At 68.9% G+C, this 20,282-nt stretch carries 17 protein-coding genes; 7 read left to right on the forward strand and 10 right to left on the reverse strand.

The annotated features are described in order from the left end of the window. Nucleotides 1-75 precede the first annotated feature (75 nt). Nucleotides 76-2,217 (forward strand): SpoIIE family protein phosphatase, encoded by a 2,142-nt coding sequence (locus tag HW130_RS00650; protein ID WP_177147337.1) that lies wholly within the window; start codon nt 76-78, stop codon nt 2,215-2,217. Here HW130_RS00650 and HW130_RS00655 read toward each other — a convergent pair. The 4 genes from HW130_RS00655 to HW130_RS00670 form a co-directional block, all read right to left on the reverse strand. Next, nucleotides 2,210-3,808 (reverse strand): transporter, encoded by a 1,599-nt coding sequence (locus tag HW130_RS00655; protein WP_177147338.1) that lies wholly within the window; start codon nt 3,806-3,808, stop codon nt 2,210-2,212. The two genes, HW130_RS00650 and HW130_RS00655, sit on opposite strands and share 8 nt — an antisense overlap. After that, nucleotides 3,805-4,065: a hypothetical protein gene (locus HW130_RS00660; RefSeq protein WP_177147339.1), complete on the reverse strand. Its 261-nt coding sequence runs from the start codon at nt 4,063-4,065 to the stop codon at nt 3,805-3,807. The genes HW130_RS00655 and HW130_RS00660 overlap by 4 nt, the downstream gene beginning before the upstream one ends. A gap of 223 nt (nt 4,066-4,288) precedes the next feature. After that, nucleotides 4,289-5,635: an FAD-binding oxidoreductase gene (locus tag HW130_RS00665; protein WP_177147340.1), complete on the reverse strand. Its 1,347-nt coding sequence runs from the start codon at nt 5,633-5,635 to the stop codon at nt 4,289-4,291. A gap of 42 nt (nt 5,636-5,677) precedes the next feature. Further along, complete coding sequence (locus HW130_RS00670) at nt 5,678-6,373, reverse strand: transporter (RefSeq protein WP_177147341.1); 696 nt, start codon at nt 6,371-6,373, stop codon at nt 5,678-5,680. A gap of 464 nt (nt 6,374-6,837) precedes the next feature. Between HW130_RS00670 and HW130_RS00675 the strand changes: the two genes are divergently transcribed. Then, nucleotides 6,838-7,476 carry a TetR/AcrR family transcriptional regulator gene (locus tag HW130_RS00675; RefSeq protein ID WP_309140269.1) on the forward strand — a complete coding sequence of 213 codons (639 nt, stop codon included), beginning with the start codon at nt 6,838-6,840 and terminating at the stop codon, nt 7,474-7,476. Between the two features lie 90 nt (nt 7,477-7,566). On the opposite strand, the gene HW130_RS00680 is transcribed toward HW130_RS00675, so the two are convergent. The 6 genes from HW130_RS00680 to HW130_RS00705 form a co-directional block, all read right to left on the reverse strand. Then, nucleotides 7,567-9,030, reverse strand: coding sequence for an aldehyde dehydrogenase (locus HW130_RS00680; protein WP_177147342.1), 1,464 nt, complete (start codon nt 9,028-9,030; stop codon nt 7,567-7,569). Between the two features lie 28 nt (nt 9,031-9,058). After that, entirely contained in the window at nt 9,059-10,156 is a 1,098-nt protein-coding gene (locus tag HW130_RS00685) for a Zn-dependent alcohol dehydrogenase (RefSeq protein WP_177147343.1), read from the reverse strand. A 70-nt stretch (nt 10,157-10,226) separates the two neighbouring features. Then, on the reverse strand, nt 10,227-12,674 hold the full coding sequence (locus HW130_RS00690) for an AMP-binding protein (protein ID WP_177147344.1): 2,448 nt from the start codon (nt 12,672-12,674) through the stop codon (nt 10,227-10,229). Beyond that, entirely contained in the window at nt 12,671-13,477 is an 807-nt protein-coding gene (locus HW130_RS00695) for a gamma-glutamyl-gamma-aminobutyrate hydrolase family protein (RefSeq protein ID WP_309140270.1), read from the reverse strand. Before HW130_RS00695 ends, HW130_RS00690 begins: the two co-directional genes overlap by 4 nt. Continuing rightward, nucleotides 13,474-14,847, reverse strand: a complete 1,374-nt coding sequence (locus tag HW130_RS00700) for a glutamine synthetase family protein (protein ID WP_177147345.1) — start codon at nt 14,845-14,847, stop codon at nt 13,474-13,476. Before HW130_RS00700 ends, HW130_RS00695 begins: the two co-directional genes overlap by 4 nt. After that, nucleotides 14,840-15,502 (reverse strand): hypothetical protein, encoded by a 663-nt coding sequence (locus HW130_RS00705; protein WP_177147346.1) that lies wholly within the window; start codon nt 15,500-15,502, stop codon nt 14,840-14,842. The genes HW130_RS00700 and HW130_RS00705 overlap by 8 nt, the downstream gene beginning before the upstream one ends. Nucleotides 15,503-15,669: 167 nt before the next feature. Between HW130_RS00705 and HW130_RS00710 the strand changes: the two genes are divergently transcribed. From HW130_RS00710 to HW130_RS00725, 5 genes are all read left to right on the forward strand, one after another. Then, a complete protein-coding gene (locus HW130_RS00710; RefSeq protein WP_177147347.1) occupies nt 15,670-16,641 on the forward strand; it encodes an alpha/beta hydrolase in 972 nt (323 codons plus the stop codon). Between the two features lie 118 nt (nt 16,642-16,759). Next, the gene (locus tag HW130_RS00715) at nt 16,760-18,274 is read left to right on the forward strand and encodes an NAD(P)/FAD-dependent oxidoreductase (protein ID WP_218182967.1); all 1,515 of its coding nucleotides are present in this window, start codon (nt 16,760-16,762) and stop codon (nt 18,272-18,274) included. Then, a complete protein-coding gene (locus tag HW130_RS35345) occupies nt 18,192-18,422 on the forward strand; it encodes a hypothetical protein (protein WP_218182968.1) in 231 nt (76 codons plus the stop codon). Before HW130_RS00715 ends, HW130_RS35345 begins: the two co-directional genes overlap by 83 nt. Then, the gene (locus HW130_RS00720) at nt 18,419-18,799 is read left to right on the forward strand and encodes a hotdog domain-containing protein (protein WP_177147348.1); all 381 of its coding nucleotides are present in this window, start codon (nt 18,419-18,421) and stop codon (nt 18,797-18,799) included. The genes HW130_RS35345 and HW130_RS00720 overlap by 4 nt, the downstream gene beginning before the upstream one ends. Nucleotides 18,800-18,806: 7 nt before the next feature. After that, entirely contained in the window at nt 18,807-20,174 is a 1,368-nt protein-coding gene (locus HW130_RS00725) for an NAD(P)/FAD-dependent oxidoreductase (protein ID WP_177147349.1), read from the forward strand. The last annotated feature ends 108 nt before the right edge of the window (nt 20,175-20,282 follow it).

A 20,282-nucleotide genomic window follows, 5' to 3' on the forward strand; every position in this document is an offset into this window, starting at 1 on the left:
CCGCTGCAGACGGCACCCCGGCCTGCCGGCAACGCTGGAGGGGCGCGGATTCGGGAGCTTAGGTACGTTTCCGGTATGGGCATCGATGTCGACGCGTTCCTCCGTCGTCTGGCTGAGGAGCTCAGACCCCGGGCGGAGGAGTCGGCCGACCTGCTGCTGCGACGCCTGCGCGTCGACATGCCCGAGCTGTGGGAGCACGAAGAGATCACCGAGCTCGCGCTGGAGGAGACGGCCGGGCACATCACCAGGTTCCTGGACGTGCTCGAAGGGCGCATCGACGTGACGGAGGTCGAGGCGCCGCCCGAGGCGCTGGGCATCGCCCGCCAGGCCGCCCGGCGCGGGGTGCCGATCAGCGGGCTGCTGCGCTCCTACCGCCTCGGTCACTGGGTCCTGGTCCAGCTGATCCAGGGCGAGGCCGCCCGGCTCACCGATGACTGGGAGCTGATGAACGCCGCGGCCACGCGACTGGTCGGCGCGGCCTTCGCGTACGTCGACCGCGGGTCGGAGCAGGTCGTCGCGGCCTATCAGGAGGAGCGCGACCGGCGGGTGCAGCGACGGCTGCTGCTGGCCAACGAGGCGAGCCGGCGGATCGGGACGAGTCTCGACACCGCCCATACCGCCGAGGAGCTGGCGGAGTTCGGCACCGAGGACTTCGCCGACCTCGTCACCGTCGACCTCCTCGACTCCCTGCTCCACGACGGCGACGCCCATCCGCCCGCGCCGGCCGCGCGCACGCCGGTGCTGCGTCGTATCGCCCAGCGTTCGGCGCTGGACGACGACGCGAACCTGCCGGTCGTCACCGGCCGGACGCATACCTACCCGGCGGAATCGGAACAAGCGCGCGCACTGGCCTCGGGACAGCCGCGCCTGCATCGCGCCACGGCGGCCGCGTCCGACCACCACTCCGCGCTGCTGCTACCCCTGCGGGCCCGCGGCAACGTCCTGGGCCTCGCCCACTTCCTCCGCCGCGCCACCGCACCCCCCTTCGACGACGACGACTTTGTGCTGGCCCAGGAGATCGCGGCACTGGCGGCGGTGTCCATCGACAACGCCCGCCGGTACAGCCAGGAGCGCACCACCGCGCTCACCCTCCAGCGGAGCCTGCTGCCGCAGCGCGCGGTGCAGCAGTCCGCCGTCGACACGGCGTCCCGCTATCTGCCGAGCGGTGCGCGGACCGGCGTGGGCGGTGACTGGTACGACGTGATTCCGCTGTCCGGAGCGCGCGTCGCCCTCGTCGTCGGCGACGTCGTCGGCCGCGGGCTGCACGCCGCCGCCACCATGGGCCGCCTGCGCACGGCCGTGCGGTCCTTCGCGGACATCGATCTGATGCCCGACGAGCTCCTCACGCACCTGGACGACGTGGTGATCCGTCTCCAGCACGAGGAGGCGCGGGACGACGGCGAGTTGAGCGCCACCTGCCTGTACGCGGTCTACGATCCGGTGTCCCGCCTGTGCACGCTGGCCAGCGCCGGCCATGTCGCCCCGGCCGTGGCAACTCCTCCTCCCGCCCGGGGCGTCGACGCCACCTGGGCGGTCGACTTCCCCGAGATGCCGATCGGCCCGCCCCTGGGCCTGGGCGGACTCCCCTTCGAAACGGCGCAGTTCGAGCTGGCGGAGGGCAGCCTGCTGGCCCTGTACACCGACGGCCTCATCCAGAGCCGTGGCCGTGACGTCGACTCCGCGCGCGCCGCGCTGTGCGACGCCCTCACCGATGGACCGGACGCGCCGGAGGATATCTGCGACCGGCTGCTGGCCGCCGTACTGCCCGTCGACCGCTCCGACGACGTCGCTCTGCTGGTGGCGCGGACCCGGGCCCTCGACCCCGGCCACGTCACCACGCTGGACCTGCCCTCGGACCCGGCGGCCGTCGCAGGCGCGCGCGGCCACACGTCCGAGACGCTCGCCGCCTGGGGGCTGGAGGAGCTGTCCTTCGCCACGGAACTGATCGTCAGCGAACTGGTCACCAACGCGATCCGCTACGGCAAGGGTCCGATCCAGCTCCGGCTGATCCTGCAGTCCACGCTCACCTGCGAGGTCTTCGACACGAACAGCACCTCCCCGCACCTGCGCCACGCCCGCACCTTCGACGAGGGCGGGCGCGGGCTGCTGCTGGTCGCCCAGCTCGCCGAGCGCTGGGGCACACGGCACAGCCGCGAGGGCAAGGTGATCTGGGCGGAACAGGCCCTGCCCACCGAGGCGGACGGCGTCCTCAGATGACGCCCTGCTCCACCCGTCTCCCGGCGTGAACCGGACCCCGGCCCGGGTTCCTGCTGCCGAGCCATCCGAGGAGGAACGCCGCGGGTACGGAGACCAGGCCCGGGGACCGGAACGGATACCAGTTGAAATCCGCCCCCGGCATGAGCGCGTACGCGGATCCGGACACGGTGGGAGAGAACATCGTCAGGATGGTGCACAGCAGCAGCCCTCCGTAGACGGACCACACCAGTCCTGTGCGGTTGAATCCCTTCCAGAAGAAGGAGTAGACGACCGCCGGGGCCACGCATGAGGCCGCGACGCTCATCGAGAAGATGGCGAGGAACTCCAGCGAGTACCGGTGCGCGGCCGCGGACAGCGTCAGACCCATGACGCCCAAGGCGACGATGGCAAGACGCAGGACGGGCACCTGTCGGGTGGTGGTGCGAGGGCCGTCGGCGCGCGCGAAGACATCGTGGGCCAGGGAGACGGCGGCTGCGAACACCACGCTGGTCACGGTCGTGAGGACGACAAGGAAAGCGACACAGGCCACGACGGTGATCAGCGCGGCGCGCGTGGCGGAGCCGTTCGGCAGGACGTCGGAGGCGAGCAGGATCGGGGAGCCCTGCCCGTTGGCGTCGACCATGCCGATTCCCCAGCCACCGACCACCGCCGCGGCCGCGAAGCCCGTGGCGATCAGGAGGAGGAAGTAGGCACCGGTCAGGCCCGCGGCGATGCTCATGGATCGCCGTGCCGAGCGGCCGCTGCGGGACGCGGCGATGCGCAGGATCAGGTGCGGCATCGCGACCGTCCCGAGGATCTGGACGAGGTGATCGCTGATCATGTTGAGGGGCACGAGGCTCGATATGTGTGCCCAGAGCCCCGGTCCCAGGTAGTCGTCGGGCGCCACGCTCTTGTCCACCGCGGCCGAGAGCAGGCTCCCCGCGTCCCACGAGAACTTCCGCAGGGACAGCACCGTGAGCACCGCGAGCGTCACCAGGGTGATGACGACCTTGACCACGTGGATGCGGCTGGTGCCCTTGAAATCCGCCACCGCGGCGAAGCAGACGACGAGCCCGCCCATCAACACCGTGCACAGCACCTGGGCCGCATCGGTCGACATGCCGATCAGCATGGCCGCGATGATGCCGCCGGCCCGCAGCTGGAGCACGAGCATGGGAAGCGTGACGGCGAGGGTCACCACAGCCGCGGCGATGCGCGGCGCCGACCCGGACGCCCGCAGGGAGAAGAGGTCGCCGAGTGTGTAGCGGCCACTGTTGCGGATCTTTTGCGCGAGGAGCAGCAGCAGTCCGAGTGCGATGACGCTGTCGACGGCGGAGGCGTATCCGTCGTAGCCGAAGAGAGCGATGGCCCCGGTGGTCGCGAACAGGGTGAGGACGGAGATGTGTTCGCCGGCCATGGCGAACCCGTTGAAGACCGGTGAGAGGGACCGGTCGGCGATGTACAGCCCTTCCGGGTGGTCGTCGTGGGTGGCCAGAGTGAGGACCCACAGCAGGGCCAGACCGATGAAGAGGAAGAAGGCGATCAGCACCGGGCCTCTCGCCGCCGAACCGATCGGGTCGTGTCCGCTCGAACTCAGGAGGTACCAGGTCACCGGGTCACCGCCCGGGACTCGTCGGGCGGAGAGGCACCCGAGGCCCCGGACGTCAGGGGCCGTTCGAGGTGGTCACACACCCGCATCACCCGGTTCTCGTACCGCCAGACGCTGCCGGCGAAGACGCCGAGCTCCAGGATTCCCCAGCCGAGGCCCAGCGTGAGCCGGCCGTACACGGGAACCTTGGCGAGCTCGGCGGCACAGGACAGCACGACACCGACGGCGAAGGGCACCGCGTTGAGGGCAAGGAACACCAACTGGGCACGGTGCACGGCGTGGCGGTGAATATCAGCGTGTTGCGGACGAACGTCCGTCATCGGCTCATCGGGCGGCTTCGGAACGAAGTAGGAGCACACGGAACTCTCTTGTAAGTAAGGGTGCGGGGGTTCGGGACGTAGTCACGGCGATCCGTGGCACGGACACGCTGACGGCCTCGCGGTCACAGCGGGGCCGTCACTCCTTGCCATCCGACCGGAACGGTCAGGCCACGGGCACCGAGCCTCGACGGGCGTTGCGCCGGCTTCCGTTGACCAGATCGTTGAAACGGTCGACGGCCCAGATGGTGCGCAGTCCCAGCGGGCCCATCATCATCGGACGAGGGAACGTCGGCTTCTTCGCCCACAATCCCTCCAAGTCCTCGTGTCGCTCGCCGTCGACGATGAGATCGGCGATGAGGGACCCGACGTAGGGTGCTTGAGCCAAGCCGTGGCCGTTGCAGGCGATCGAGTAGAAGATGTTGTCGTCGATCTGCCCGGCGAGCGGAAGCCAGGACGAGGTGATCGCGATCCATCCTCCCCACGCACGATCGATCGCGACGTCGGACAGAGCGGGAAACCGCGTCGCGAAGGCTTCTGCCAGTTCTTCGACGAGCGCCGGGTCCGGCTTCTTCTGCGGGAGGGGATACGTCGTGCCGCGCTCAAGCCGTCGGACGCCGAACACGATGGTGTTGCGCGGCGTCAGGCGGTAGTTCTCCATGATGTTGTGCTGGGTGACGAGTCCCGACCGACTGGTCCACCCCAGTGCCGCCAGACGGGCAGGATCGATGGGCTCGGTCTCCACCTCGATGACCCAGATGGGCACGGAGAGCCGTGGAGGAGTGATGTCCCACTCCCCCGCGTACGCGTTCGTCGCCAGAACCACTTGGTGTGCCCGCACCGCCCCTTGAGGAGTGGTGAGGACCACCTGACCGCGGTCGCGCGTGACATCGGTGACCTTCGTCCGCTCGAAGACTCGCGCGGACGTGCCGAGCAGTGCGCGGCGCACACACGAGGTGAACCTGCCGGGATTCATCATTCCCCCGACCACCTCGCGCATCCCGCCGAGGAATCCGCGGGGGATTCCGAGTTCTTCGCTCGTACCCAGTTCCACGTGGCCGCCGGCGCGCTGAAGGATCTTGGTCACACGGCGCACTCGGCCCATCTGTCCACGAGACACCGCCGCGAAGACGTTGCCCGTCGGTTCGTAGTCGCAGTCGATGTCGTACGTCTTGATGAGGTCTGCCACGTGGTGCGCGGCGTGCTCGGCAAGTCGGACCATGCCGGGCATCTTCTTGCGGAACAACAGATTGAGGAGTTGGAGGTCCCCGCCTGGTGCACCCGCCACTTGCCCTGCGTTGCGGGAGCTGGAGCCGTGTCCGCAGAACTCGGCCTCCAGCAGCACCACGTCCTGCCCGCGTTCGGCCAGTCGTAGCGCCGTCGACATGCCTCCGAGGCCGCCGCCGACGACCGCGACCTCACAGGTGAGGTCGCCGGTCAGGGCCGGCTGGATGTCTGCGGGCGGATCGACCCAGCCGCTGAAGGTGGTGTACTCGACGTTGTCGGTCTTCATCTGATCACTCCTCGCGAACGTGCCCTGTCCTTGGTGCGTTGCTCAGGCCCGAGCGACGCTGTGTCCGTTCACAACCGGTTCCGCACCCGTCGCCACGTTGTGGTTGTGCAGCGCGCGGTAGGCGATGAAGTACACGAACATCTGGAATCCCCAGGTGGCCAGCGCGGCCGTGTAGAAGAGCGTTCGGTGCTCGTCGTCTCCCGGGATCGGGAAGAAGTCGTAGCTGATCGCGATCACCGAGCCGGCCACGGTCGCCAGCCCGGCGCCGACGGCAAGACCCTTGGCACCGCTCTTCCAGAGCCGCCACGAGAAATAGGCCAGGAAGAGGGTCGTGAGCGCGTTGACGATGACATAGAACGTTGCCGGGCCGACGTGGAGCTCGTGGCCGCGGAACTGCTGGAGATACAGGCCGGCGCCGATGGCCAGTGCGAACACGCCGACGTCGACCACGACCGTCGGCTTGTACCGGTGCGTCACGCCCATCAGGCCCATGACGAGGATGAGGGTGATGCCGACGGATCGCGAGAAGGCGTCGAAGAAGTACGCGACGCTGTACAGGAAGCTGCCCTCGTCTCCTCCCAGAAGTGCCCAGAGGAGGAAGTTGGAGCCGGAAGTGGCGACAACCATCCATTCCAGGCCGAGCAGGTAATTGTTGTAGCGTCTGATGAATTTCCATCCGAAGTAGAAGCCGGCGAAGATCATCCAGAGATCGGCCAGCATGAAGAGCAAGTCCTTCATGTCATTGATTCCTTGGGGTCATGCCTTCGTCCCTGCGCTGAAGGCGGTGAGTTGGTGTCGGGGGCTTCACCCGCCGCGGCAAGTGGTCCCAGCGCCAGGCGCTGCTTCAGACCGATGCGCCTTCGACGCGCCGACCGGACCGAGCGCGTGAGGTCAGCACGGTCATCACGACGAGCGGGGCGAGACCGTTGGACAAGGCGCGGTCGAGCAGGGCGCCGCGGACCAGACCGCGGCGTCTGCCGTGGCGTCGGGAGCGAGACGCGCGAGTTCGGTTTTCGTCATGGCAGGTCCGTTCCTGCGAGAAGGCTGGGCCGAGCCGAAGGGGCGCCGAGCCGGCCTGGTGATCCGGCTCATACGCTAAGGCAGAGTTAGTCAGATGTTCAAGACGCATGACTAAGAAGTTGCGGCTCGGCCGCGGGCGCGACTGTTAGGCTGGTCGGTGACTTAATCAAGCGTCCAACTGTGTGGATGCCTTGCAACGGGAGGATTTCGTGGCACGTCGGATCTCCGTCGCCCAACGGCGTAGCGACTTCGTCAACGCCGCTGTGGAAGTCATCGCGACCCACGGCATCGACGGCGCAACGACCCGACGGATCGCCGAGCAGGCTCAGGCGAACCTGGCGATGCTGCACTACTGCTATGACTCCAAGGAGGACCTCTTCGCCGATGTCTACGCATTCGTATCCGGCAAGTTCCGCGATGTGGTCAAAGACAGTGATCCGCACTCCGACCTGAGGGACACAGCTCGCCAACTCCTACGCGGTGTCATGGAGTGCTACCTGGAGTCAGCCAGCTTCACCGCGGCGACAATGGAACTGATCAGCTGGGCACGGCGTCAGCACGGAGACCGCGGTATCGCGGTGTACGACCAAGCACTTGAGACGGTGCGCGCCGTGCTTCGCAGCGCCCCCTCGGACCACCCGGTCGAACCAGAAACCATCGATCAGATCGCCTATGTCATCGCCACCTTGGCCGACGGTTTCGCCGTGAACTGGTTCACGTACGGGGATCGGTCCGCCGCAACGCAGCAGATGGAAATCGCCGTCTCCGTACTCGACAGCTGGCTCGCGGTTCGGCTCGGAGCTACGCCCGTAGCACCGTGATGTGACCCATGAACGCGACCGGCGGCGCGGTGCTGGGTGTGCACAGTGGGAGGCCCGCCGGTCGGGCCTCCCCCAGATCACGTGGGGTTGTCACAACGGCAGGTCGGGCGAGTCGACGCCGACGACCCGGTCGCCGCAGAAGACGCGCACCGACTCCGCCGGCCCGTGGCCGCCGATGCCGGCCGGGCCCCAGAAGCTCTGAGCCGACTCCTCACCGAGGTCGGCGAGCTTGGCGCCGTTGACGCGCACCTCGCCGGCCAGCACGCGAGAGCCGACGTCGATCGCGCGGTCGGTGTCGGCTCCGAACACGTAGGCATCGAGTCCCGAGGGGTTGGCGTTGGCGAGGTGCAACGCCTGTTCGTCGGAGTCCACGGCGTGCAGAGAGACGACCGGACCGAACAGCTCGGCGGTGGCCTGAGCAGGGTCGGCGCCGGCGGCGATCGTCGGCGACATGAAGAAGCCGTCGAGCTCGGGCAGCCGGGCGGGCCGGCGGATGCTCGCCCCGAGGTCACGCAGGCCCTCGACCCTGCTCTGGAGGGTCTGGAAATGCGGCTCGTTGGAGATCGGGCCGATCTCGACGTCCTCGTCGAGAGAGTGACCGACGACGAGCTTGGAGATCCGCTCGGTCAACGCCTCGAGAAGAGGGCCGACCAGGCTGCGGGGAGCGAGGACCTTGCCCGGCCCCTCACACCACTGCCCGTTGAGCTTGGTCATGCCGTCGAGGATGCCGTCGGCGGTGACGTCGAGGTCGGCATCGTCCAGCACGAGCACCGGATTGTTGCCGCCGAGCTCCAGCTGCAAGACCTTGAAGTGCTCCGCGCCGGCCCGCGCGATGGCGCGGCCGGCACCCGGCCCGCCGGTGAATGAGACGATCTTGATGCGCGGGTCGGCAGTCAGCCTGGCGCCGACGGCGCCGCCGCCGTGCACCAGCTGGAGCGCGCCGCTGGGCAGGCCCGCCTCGACGAAGCACTCGACGATGATCTGCGCGCTGCCGGGCGCGTGCTCCGAGGGCTTGAGGATGACGGGGCAGCCCGCCGCCATCGCGCTGGCGATCTTGGCCGCGGGAATGAAGCTCGGACCGTTCCACGGCGTGAGGATCGCGGCCGGCCCCCACGGCACCTTGTAACGGCGGACGTCGCGGCCGTCGGCCGCCAGCGCGGTGACGCGCGGGATGTCCACCAGGTCCGACGCCGCCCCTCGGATCCTCGCGGGCAGGAAGGCCGCGACCTTGCGCGTGACGCTGATGGGTGTGCCGCTGGTCAGCGAGTCCGTCCGTGCGATGTCCTCGGCACGGGACTCGATGATCTCGGCGACGCGCTCAAGCATGTCGGCGCGCTCACGCCGAGCGTCCTCGTCCCAGCGGCCGATGTCGTACACGCGCTCCGCGTGCCGCAGCGCCCGATCGAGAGCGTCGGGTGCTGTCGTGACAAGGCGGTGGACGGGCTTGCGCGTGTTGGGGTCGACGTTCCACGCGTCGTCGACCGTCGGGCACTCGCTCCAGTCGTCGGCGATGTAGTTCACCGGCTGGGGGATCGTGATCTCGTTGCTCGCCATGGGGTTCACCTCTGCATTCACTCGTCGGTCAGGACTGGAGATCGACGACGATGCGGGTCACGTCACCGGACTTCATCGCCTCGAAGCCCTCGTTGATCTCGCCGAACGGGATGACCCGCGTCACCATCTCGTCGAGCAGCAGGCGCCCTTGCTGGTAGAGGCGCGCGAGCTGAAGGATGTCCTGCCGCGCCTGACCCGAGCCCATGTAGGAGCCGATGAGTCGCTTCTCCTCGAAGAAGAAGTCGGACGCCGGGATGCTGAGCTCGGTACCTCCGGGCGCGATCCCGACCAGGCACGCGGTACCCGTCGGGCGCAGGAGGGCCACAGCCGTCGCCGCGGTACGGGCCGAGCCGACCGCCTCGAAGGAGTAGTCCACTCCGTCGCCCAACTGGCGGTGGAGTTCCGCGACGACGTCGCCGCCTGCGCCGTCGATGACGTGGGTCGCGCCGTAGCCGCGCGCGGCCTTGAGCCGTGCGTCGTCCAGGTCGATCGCGACGATCGCCGACGCGCCGGCGAGCCTGGCCCCCTGGATGATGGCCGATCCGACGCCGCCGCAGCCGATGACCGCCACCGTGCTGCCCGGCCTCACCCGAGCGCCGCGGAAGACGGCGCCGACACCGGTGATGACGCAGCAGGCCAAGAGGCACCCGACGTGCAGCGGTACGTCGTCGGGGAGCTTCACCAGAGCGTTCTCACGCATGAGGGTGTGCCGGGAGAACGCCCCGATGTCACCGAGCCGCTCGATCGGCCGGCCGGCCGTGGTCCGGAACGCAGGCCGCGGACGGCGGCGTATCTCCTCGACACGCCGGCACTGCGTCGACCGTCCCGCCTCACAGTTGGCGCAGCGGCCACAGGAGGGTGTCAGCGCGCCGACCACGTGGTCCCCGGGACGCAGGCCGGACACCTGCGCCCCGACCGCCTCGACCACGCCCGCGACCTCGTGTCCGACCACGACCGGCAGGCCGGTCGGCACCGTCCCCGTCATATAGTGCAGGTCGCTGTGGCACAGCCCCACGTTCGTGACCGCGACCCGCACCTCGTGCGGCTCCGGGTCGTCCACCCGAATGACGGTCAGTTCGAGCGGCTCGTTGACCGCGGTGAGTACCGCGGCCTGGGTGTCGATCATGTCGACGTCCCCTCTGTCGGTTCCTGTGGCAATTGGTCTGTTGAAGGTGATGGCGAGTCCAGGGCGAGGCTTACGCGCCGGTGCCCCTGGCGGACCAGAAGCCCTTGATCCCCGCACTGAGGACGCCGCTGTCCCACGCCTTTTTCGCGGCGAGGTCCTCGCGGGCGAAGGCCGCTTCGATCTCCTGTGCCCGAGGGCGCAGGAGTGCCAGGTGGAGGGCCGTCGTGTTTCCCTCGGGCGTCCACTCGATGACGGTGTCGACGGCCCGGCCGATCAGGGCGTCGGGCTCGGCGATCTCGTCCAGGAGCCCGATCCGCAGCGCCTCCTCGGCCCGGATCCGCGGCGATCCGAGCACCATGCGCATCGCATGGCTCCCGATGAGGCGCCTGAGCAGCACGCTGGACGCGTTCGAGATCGTGAGGCCACGACCGTTCTCCGGCTGGTAGTACTCCGTCGCCTGTGTTCCGATGCGAGCGTCGCAGCACAGGGTGAGTTCCGAGGCTCCTCCGACCGCGATTCCGTTGACCGCCGCGACCACGGGTACCTGCGTCTGCAGGACGGCCCGGGTGATGTCGTGGAAGCTCTCGAACGCCTCGCGGACCTCAGCGTCCGTGGACGGCGCGCTCTGCAGGTCCTCACCCGCGGAGAAGGCCCGCCCCTCGCCGGTGAGCACGATGCCGCGCACGCTCTCGCCGGTCCCGAACTCGCGGATGAGCGTCGCCAGCCGCAGCCGGGTGGCAACGTCCATGGCGTTGAGCTTCTCGGGACGCCGCAGCGTCAGCACGGCGACGCCCCGCACGACGTCGACGTCGAGGAATCCTCCGCCGGATGCGGCACGTGCCCCCGTCTTGTTCCGTCGTGCACCGAGGTCGTACGTCACGCCGGGCTCGTCTGCGGCGCGGGCCTTGAGGGCCGGTTTGGAGATGCGTTCGGACGGCGTCCGGGGGAAGTCGGCGACGAACTCCACGTAGCGGGGCACCTTGAAGCGAGCGAGCTCCTTGCCGGCCCGCTCGACGATCTGCTCAGCCGTCGCACTGTCGGCCGGCACGCCTGCCGCCAGCTGGACGAAGGCCTTGACCTCCTCACCGAGGGTCTCGTCGGGTTCGGCGACGACCGCGGCCGCTACGACCACGTCGTCGCGTTCAAGGGCGGACTCGACCTCGACGCTCGCGACGTTCTCGCCACCGCGGCGCACCATGTCCTTGATCCTGCCGACCAGCTGGATGCCCTGGTCGGGCCGTCGGACGACGACGTCACCGGTGTGGAGCCAGCCTCCCCCGGCGGCTACGCCCTCATTGCCGGGGGGACCCCCATTGCGCAAGACCCTGGCCGTGTCCTCGGGGCGGTTCCAGTAACCGCTCATCATGGGCTTGCCCGAGATGACCAGCTCACCGGGATCGCCGGCCGGCACCTCGATGCCGTCGGGGTCGACGACGCGGACCTGCTTGGTCGGCACCGGCCGCCCCAGGCTCCCGCTCCCGACGGCGTCGGCGTCGGTGAACGGGCTGAACAGGTCGACGCCGGACTCGGTCATCCCGTAGATCTCCCGCCACGGCGCGCCCCATCGCTCCTCCAGTTGCGCGTGCAGGGCGACGGGAATGCCCGAACAGAGCACTTTGCGTACGGCGTTGTCGCGGTCCTCGGGCACGGGCGGCTGCTTGAACAACAGCGTGGGCATCGACCCGAGGACGTAGAAGAAGGTCGCGCGGTGCCGGCGGACGTCCGCCATGAAGGTCGACGCGGAGAACCGGGGCAGCACGACCAGCGGGGCCCCGACCGTGAGGGCGAGCGCCGTGTTCCACTGTGGATCCATGTAGGAGAACGGCTGCGCCGTCAGGAGCACGTCCTCGGTACCGAGACCGGTCGCCGCCGCACAGATCCAGCCCAACCGGACCCAGTAGTCGTGCGTGAGCATGCACGCCTTGGGGAAACCGGTCGTGCCGGAGGTGTACTGCAGGTTCGCCAGCGTCCCGGCATCGACCGGTATGGACGGCGCCGTCTGCGGGAAGGGCTCGGACCCGTCGTCGGCGACGTCGACGACACGCAGGCCGGCGAGCCCCTCCTCGGTCGCCAGGACGTCGGCGATCAGCCCGGACCGTTCGGAGTCGGTGAACGCGACGCGCGCACCCGAGTCCCGGAGGACGAAGGCGAGGTCGCCCCGCTGGTAGGAGGAGTTGATCGGCACTGCGACCGCTCCGGCCTTGAGGGCGGCCAGCCACACGACGGGCCAGTGCACGACGTTCGGGAGCATGATCGCGACCCGGTCGCCCGGCTGTATGCCGTCGAGCTCGATCAGCCGGTGTGCCAGCCTGGAGGTCCATGCGTCGATGTCGGCGAAGCTCCATGACCGTTCGCCGAAGCGCAGGAACTCCCGTTGCGGTGCATCCTGTGCGCGCCGCGACAGAAGCTCGGTCAGGGTCGGGACGGCGGGGTCCTCGCCGATCTGTCCGGGCTTCACGACCGGCACAGGACGCGAGTGGGTGCGACCGGCTTGCTCGGCTGCCGGGTTCTCCGTCATCGCAAGCTCCTGTGCGTCTGTTCACCGCAGGCCGCAAGCAGCTTCGCCGCGGCCTGGACGATCCACGTCATCGTCGGGTCTGCGCTCTTCATCCACTCCGGGTGCCACTGCACTCCGAGCACCGGAGCACCGGGGAGCTCCACCGACTCGATCACGCCGTCGCTCGTCCGTCCGGTCACGACCAGCCCGGTGCCGCAGCGGTCGACGGCCTGGTGGTGCCAGGAGTTGGTCATCGCGCGCTCACCGAACAGGTCGGCGGCGATCGAGCCCTTCTCGAAGGTCACGAGGTGATCAGTGGTGCCGTCGGTCGGCGCGGCCTCTGCCGACAGGTGGCTCACGGAGCCGGGCGGAAGATCGGCGACGAGCGTGCCGCCGAGGGCGACGTTGAGCACCTGCAGGCCGCGGCACACCCCCAGCACGGGAATCCCCCGCTCCAGCGCGGCTCGGACGAGGTCGATCTCGTACTCGTCCCGAGCCACGTCGTGGGCCATCGGATCCGTCCGTGGATCGATGTCGCGGACCACTGCCGTGTCGCCACCCCAGCACGCCGGATGGACGTCCTGTCCGCCGGTGATCACCACACCGGACAGCCACTGGCAGATGTCCGTCGCGTCGGTGTCGTACGACAGATGCACCGGAAGTCCGCCGGCCTGCGCGATCCGGGTCGCGAAGTCCGACATGTAGCTGTCGGTGCAACGGTCGCCGTACCGCTCGTCGGCTCCCTTGAGCAGTTGCAGCCGGTACCGCCGCCCGGTGATGCCGATCAGCGGGCGCACCGTCACGGCCTTCTCGCGCCCGCTCACGGCAGTTCGAAGTAGCGAGTCGACTCCCACTCCGAGAGCTCGGCGAACGGGTCGCCGCCGGCGGTGTGGAACTGCATCCACTCCCACTTGCGCGACGCGATCCAGTAGTCGACGAAGTCGTCGCCGAGGAGCTCGCGCAGGATCGGGTCGGCGTCCAGGGCCGCCGCGGCCTTCGTGATGGTGTCCGGGATCCGGTCGATGCCCAGGCCCGGCGGCAGGCACCACGCCATGTCGGTGACCTGCTCGGGCGGGTCGATCTTCCGCTCGACACCGGCGATGACACCGGCCAGCACGCCCGCGAGCGCGAGGTAGAGGTTCGCGTCCGCGCCCGGGAGGCGGTATTCGAGGCGGGAGTACGTGGGGTGTCCGCAGACGGCGCGCAGCGCGGCGGTCTTGTTGCTGATCCCCCAGCTGATGGTGACCGGCGGCCCAGTGAGGTCGACCAGCCGCCGGTACGACGTGATCTGCGGCAGCACGATCGAGGTGTTGCCCTCCATCGTCGCCAGCAGCCCGCCGATGGCGTGCAGCATCGTGGCCGACGGTCCGTTCTCGGCGTAGAACGCGTTGTCGCCGTCGCGCTGCAGGGAGAGGTTGATGTGGGACGCCTGGCCGTAACCGGCGGTGGGCTTGGCCATGAAGGTCACGCTGCGCCCGCGCTCGAACGCGACCTCGCGCATGATCTGGCGGGTCCGCGCCCAGGCGTCACCGACCTTGATCGGGTCGCCCGGTGCGATGTTGAGCTCGATCTGACCGGCGGCGTCCTCGTCGCTCCAGGCCTCCCACTCGATGCCGACTTCGTCGAGGCGGTCGGCCACGGCGTTCATGTAGTCGGTCCAGTCCTTCGACTTGGCGAGGTGGTACGCCGTACCCGCACCGCCGCCCAGGGGGCTCAGGTCGCGGTACCCGCGGGCGCGCGCCTCGTGGATCGACTCCTCGAAGACGGTGGCCTCGATCTCGACCGCAACGGTCGCGGTGAATCCGTGCCCGGCCAGACGCTCGACCATCTTCCGCACGAGGTTGCGCGGACAGATCGGAACCGGCGTGCCGTCCTTGAGCCAGTAGTCGCCGATGACCGAGTCCAAGCCCGGCTTCCACTCGACCAGCGTCGACATGTCGGGACGGAGGTAGACGTCGTCGAGGTGGCCACGCCAGGCGGGGTAGGCGGAACCGAAGGCGGGAGCGTTGCCGAGGTCAAGACCGAACAGAAGATCCGCGAAGGCGAAACCTGTGTCCTTGCCCGCGGCGAACTTCTTGGGCGAGACGTTCTTGCCGAGGAAACATCCCTCGTGGTTCGTCGCCTCGAGCCGGACGGCTCGTGGGCCGGAGTCGCGCAGCGGCGCGCTCGTGGCGGTGGTGCGCAGGTCAGACATCGTAACGAACCTTCCAGGAGGCGCCGGTCATCGCCGACAGCTGGGACAGGGTGCCCTGGATGCCCAGGGCACCCGAGGACAGGACGGCGACGAGGTCGTCGGCACCGGAGAACACGCCGGCGAGCGTCTGGGGAGCTCCGGCGATCAGGTACTGCGTGGGGCCGTCGCCGAGCACGGCCTGCTCCAGGCCCTCGGGCCCTTCGGTGACCGCGATCAGCACGTCGGGAATGCCCGGCAGCGAACGGGTCGCCTCCCAGAACCGCTGAGCGGCATCACGCCACTCGGGCAGCGGCGGCGTGAGCGCCCGCAGGACGCCCGCGGCGAGGTCGGCATCACCGGAGGGGTCCGTCGTCGGCGCGAGACGCGCGTTGAGATCGACCGTGAGGGCGGCGTCCGGCTCGGCCGGCACGCCGCTGGAGACGTCGATTCCGTCGTCGCCGAAGCTGATCGTCGCGGCCTGGGGGGTGTCGTGGGAGTGGATCGCCACGGTGCCGGTCAACCTGTTCAGGGTGTCGATGGCATGCCCGGTCCGGACTGCGTCACGCAGCGTGCGGCCGATCAATCGCACTAGGGGACTCGCATCGTCCTCGATCCTGACGTCGAACTCTGCGGCACCCGCCGAGGTCGACGTGGGGGCCGTCATGGTTTCGGCCATCCTTCGGTCCTTTCGACTTCACGAGCCACGCGACACGTAGGGGCGCCGCACAGTCTCTGCAATCCGCAACTTGTTAGTCATGTGACTCAAACGCGTGACTAGGATGGTGGGGCACGGCTCACACCGTGTCAACACCTTCTTGTCACCTCGCCGAAAGGCCCCCGCACATGACCAAGCCGGTCCCACCGAGCTGGGAGCGCCTCGACGCCGACGCGCTGCGCGTCGCCCACGTGATCGCCGAGACATTGACGACACCTGTCCGTGAGCTCGGAGCCCAGGCGGCGCGCGAGCTCTTGGCGAGCGCGCCGTCCGACCGTCCGCTGACGCCCCTCGACCGAGTCGACGAGGCGGCCGTCCCGACCCGCTCCGGACCACGGCGCGCGCGCCTCTACCACCCACCCGGCTCGACGACCGAGGACCCGCGGCCGGCGCTGCTGTATCTCCACGGCGGCGGATTCGTTCTCGGAACCCTCGACGGAGTGGACGAGGTCTGCCGCGCCATCGCCGCTCGGTCCCGATGGGCGGTGCTGTCCCTGGAGTACCGGCTCGCCCCGGAGCACCCCTACCCGGCGGCCCTTGAGGACTCGCTCGACACGCTGGCCTGGCTGCGCGGGTCGGCCCTGGACTGGGGCATCGATCCGGACATGATCGCCGTCGGCGGCGACTCGGCAGGCGGCAACCTCGCCGCCGCGCTCTGCCTCCACCTACGAGACGGCGGACTCCCGCTCCCGGTGTCGCAGGTCCTCGTCTATCCCGCGGTCGACGACCGGTTCTCCGCGCCGTCCTGGACCCGGTTCGCAGACGCACCCCTGCTGACCGCAGCCGATGCGCGCTGGCTCTGGGAGCAGTACATCGGCCCCGGCCGTCGGGGCAGCGTCGATCAGTACGCGGCCCCCATGAAGGCGGGATCCCTGCACGGGTTGCCGCCGGCCCTGGTCCTCACCGCCGAGGTCGACCCTGTGCGCGATGACGCCGAGGCGTACGCCGAACGACTGCGACACGACGGCGTACCCACCACCTCCATTCGCCACTCGGGCGTCTTCCACGGCTTCTTCACCGAGGTCGGCGTCTTCGCCAAGACCGACGCGGCGATCGACGCCGTGGTCCGGCATCTGCGCGGCATCGCCGCCACTTCTTGAAGGCCGCCGGGCATTGACGAGGTCACCGTCCGTAGCTACATTCTTGGTCATTCGACCTAGACAAATGACTACCTCCGTGCCGTCTGTCAGCCCCTTGGACCACGAGAAGGCAGAGACCATGACTGACACCTGCTCCACCGCCCCAGTCGTCGATGTCCTGTGCATCGGCGCCGGGTTCTCCGGCCTCTACGCCGCCTACAAGGCGGCCGAGCAGGGCTGGACCGTCGCCGGATTCGAGACCGCCCCCGACGTCGGAGGCACCTGGTTCTGGAACACGTATCCGGGCGCCCGGTGCGACGTGGAGAGCATCTACTACTCGTACTCGTTCAGCGAGGAGCTCCAGCAGGAGTGGACTTGGAGCGAGCGCTTCGCCCCGCAGGCGGAGATTCTGAGCTACATCAACTACGTCGCCGACCGCTTCGACCTTCGTCGGCACTTCCGGTTCGACACCAAAGTGATCGCGGCGAACTGGCTTCCGGGCGAGCACCTTTGGGAGCTGACCCTCGACTCCGGCGACACCCGCCGTGGCCGCTACCTGCTGGCCGGCTCGGGCGGACTGTCGACGCCGAAGGCCTTCGACGTGCCCGGCCTGGAGAACTTCACCGGGCTGACGGTGTCGACGAGCCGCTGGACGATCTCGCTCGACGAGCTCGCCGGCAAGCGGGTCGCCGTCATCGGCACGGGGTCGTCGGGCGTGCAGTGCATCCCGCTCATCGCCGAGGTGGCCGCCCACCTGACCGTGTTCCAGCGGACACCCAACTACGTCTTCCCCGCCCGCAACGCCCCGATACCCGCGGAGACCGTCTCTGAGATCAAGAGCAAGTACCCGGCCATCCGCGAGGAGTGCCGACAGTCCCCCGGCGGAATCCCGGACCGTCCCGTGACCGACTGCGCCTTCGACGTCTCCGACGAGGAGCGTCAGGAGCGCTACGAGCGGGCCTACGAGCGCAGCGGATTCCTCGGTGTCGGCGCGGAGTTCGCCGACCTCCTCACCAACCCGGAGGCCAACGAGACCGCGGCTGAGTTCGTGCGTCAGAAGATCCGTCAGATCGTCCACGATCCGCGGACCGCGTCCCTGCTGGAGCCCCTGTTCCACCCGCTGGGTGCCAAGCGCAGCTGCTTCGGAACCGACTTCTACGAGACGTTCAATCGTCCGAACGTCTCGCTCGTGTCGCTGCGTGATGAGCCGATCGCGACCATGACCTCCGACAGCATCATCACCGAGGGCGGTTCCTACGACGTCGACGCCATCGTTCTCGCGATCGGTTTCGACGCCTTCACCGGACCCCCTGTACGCACTCAACGTCACGACGCCGGAGGCAGGCAGGCTCCAGGACGCGTGGAGCGACGGCGTGCGCACCTACCTGGGCGTCATGACCGCGGGATTCCCCAACTTCTTCATGATCGCCGGCCCCCAGAGCCCCGCGCTGGCGAGCAACGTCGTCGTGACGATCGAGCAGGCGGTCGACTGGATCGCCGACCTGATCGCCCATGCCGAGGAAGAGGGCAGCGACGTCATCGAAGCCACCCCCGAGGCCCAGGACGACTGGGTGGGCATCACCGAGGCCACGGTCAACCAGACGCTGTACGCCACCACCGACTCCTGGTACCGCGGCTCCAACGTGACCGGTAAGCCGACCACCTTCCTCGGCTACGTCGGCGGCGTCGGCAAGTACCGCCGCATGTGCAGCGAGATCGCCAAGCGCGGCTACCCCGGCGTCAGGATCGGCGGAGAGGCGGTTGCCCCCGGGATCGGCCGCATCGACGAGGAGATCGCGTGAAGGTCGTCCACCAGCGGTACGTCGCCCACTCCGACGCCCACTACGCCGGCAACCTCGTCGACGGTGCGTTCAGCCTGAAGTTGTTCGGTGATGCCGGAACTCACCTGGCGATCGTCGTCGACGGCCACGAGAGTCTGTTCGCCGGGTACTCCTCGGTCGAGTTCCTCGCTCCGGTCCGCGGCGGAGACGTCATCGAAGTCGAGGCGCGCCTCGCGGCCGAAGGCAGACGGAGCCGAACGGTCGAGTTCGAACTGCGCGTCATCTGCCGGTCCTTGGACGAGACCGGCCGAGCGGAGGTACTCGCCGAGCCCATCGTCGCCACTCGCGCCCGAGGGACGGGTGTCGTCCCTGCCGGCGCAATCAGGAACGGGAGTTGAGGAAGATATGAACACATCGAGCGACGTACGCGAAGAGGCGTGCGAGATCGTCGTGATCGGTGCCGGCATGGCGGGGTTGATGGCGGCGACCACCCTGTCCGATCGGGACGTCGTCGTACTCGAAGCCACCGGTCGGGCCGGGGGGCGCGTGGAGTCGGTTCGCCGGGGCGACTACTGGATCAACCTCGGAACCCAGTTCACCGAGGGAACCGGCACCCTGATCGAAGCCCTCGAACGCCACCGGATCCCCATGGGGACACTGGCGGGCAAGAAGGTGGCCCTCGCGCTCAACGGAAAGCAGGTCGACACCTCCAATCCGTTCGGCCTGATGCTTCGCTCCCGGATGAACTTCATGGACCGGGTCGGACTGGCGGCCGTCGGCGCTCGCATCATCGCGGCCGTACCGTTCCTGGCGATGAACCCCGACAATTCCCTGGCGAAGCGGGTCCGGGCGGCACTCGATGCCCGCCCCGCGTCGTACGTGCTGCGCGGCATTCACTCCGAAGTCGCGCGGGCCATGGTCCGGTCCTGGTCCGGGCAGTGGATGGGATGCGAGCCGGAGGAGACCGCGGCGACCCAGTTCGTGATCTCGATGGGGATACTCCTGACGGACCCGGCGAAGGTTCCGAACTTCTCCTTGCCCGCGGGAGGAAACCAGACCCTCACCGACATCCTGGCCGCCGACCTCGGCGATCGTCTGCGGCTCAACTCGCCGGTGATGTCGTTGGAGTGGACCGAGGACGGCGTCGTCGTGGACTACGAGGACGAGAACGGACCGGCGCGGATACGCGCCCGCCGTGCGATCGTGGCCGTTCCCAGCGACGTGGCTGTGAAGATCATGCCCGGCCTCCCGCCCGGGTATCGGGCGGCGTTCGACGACATTCACTACGGCCGGTACGTGGTGGTGGGCTACTTCACCCGCGAGGAGGGCCCGCAGCGATGGGACGACTACATCGCTGTGTCGACGCCGCAGCTGTCCTTCCAGGCGATGTTCAACCACGCCGCGGCCATGCGCGGTCCTGGCCCACGAAAGCCGGGCGGCGCGCTGGCCTGCTTCGCGGGCGGCGCGGTGGCCGACCGCCTGTTCGAGCTCACCGATGAGGAGATCCTCGCCCGGTTCACCACAGACCTCCTCTCGCTCTACCCCGAGCTCGAAGGGAAGCTCGACGAGGGGATCGTCCGACGTCACCACCGGGTCGTGCCGTTCTGGGCACCCGGCGGACGTGCCTCGCTGCCCACGCTGCGCCAGCACTTCGGCCCCGTCTACCTGGCCGGTGACTATCAGCTCGACATGCCCTCACTCGCCGACGCGGCCTCGTCGGGCGAGCGGGCCGCGGCGCAGGCTCTGGCGAGCCTGTCCCGCCCGGTGCGCTGACGATCCGACGCTCACCGCGTTTCTTCGGCCGCCCGCGCCGGCGGCAGTGCGCTCGCCGTCGTCGGGACAACACATTCCTCGACGTCGAGGTACTCCGCGACGCCGGAG

This window comes from Streptomyces sp. PKU-EA00015 (assembly GCF_013387495.1).
In the GTDB taxonomy this organism is placed as follows: domain Bacteria; phylum Actinomycetota; class Actinomycetes; order Streptomycetales; family Streptomycetaceae; genus Streptomyces.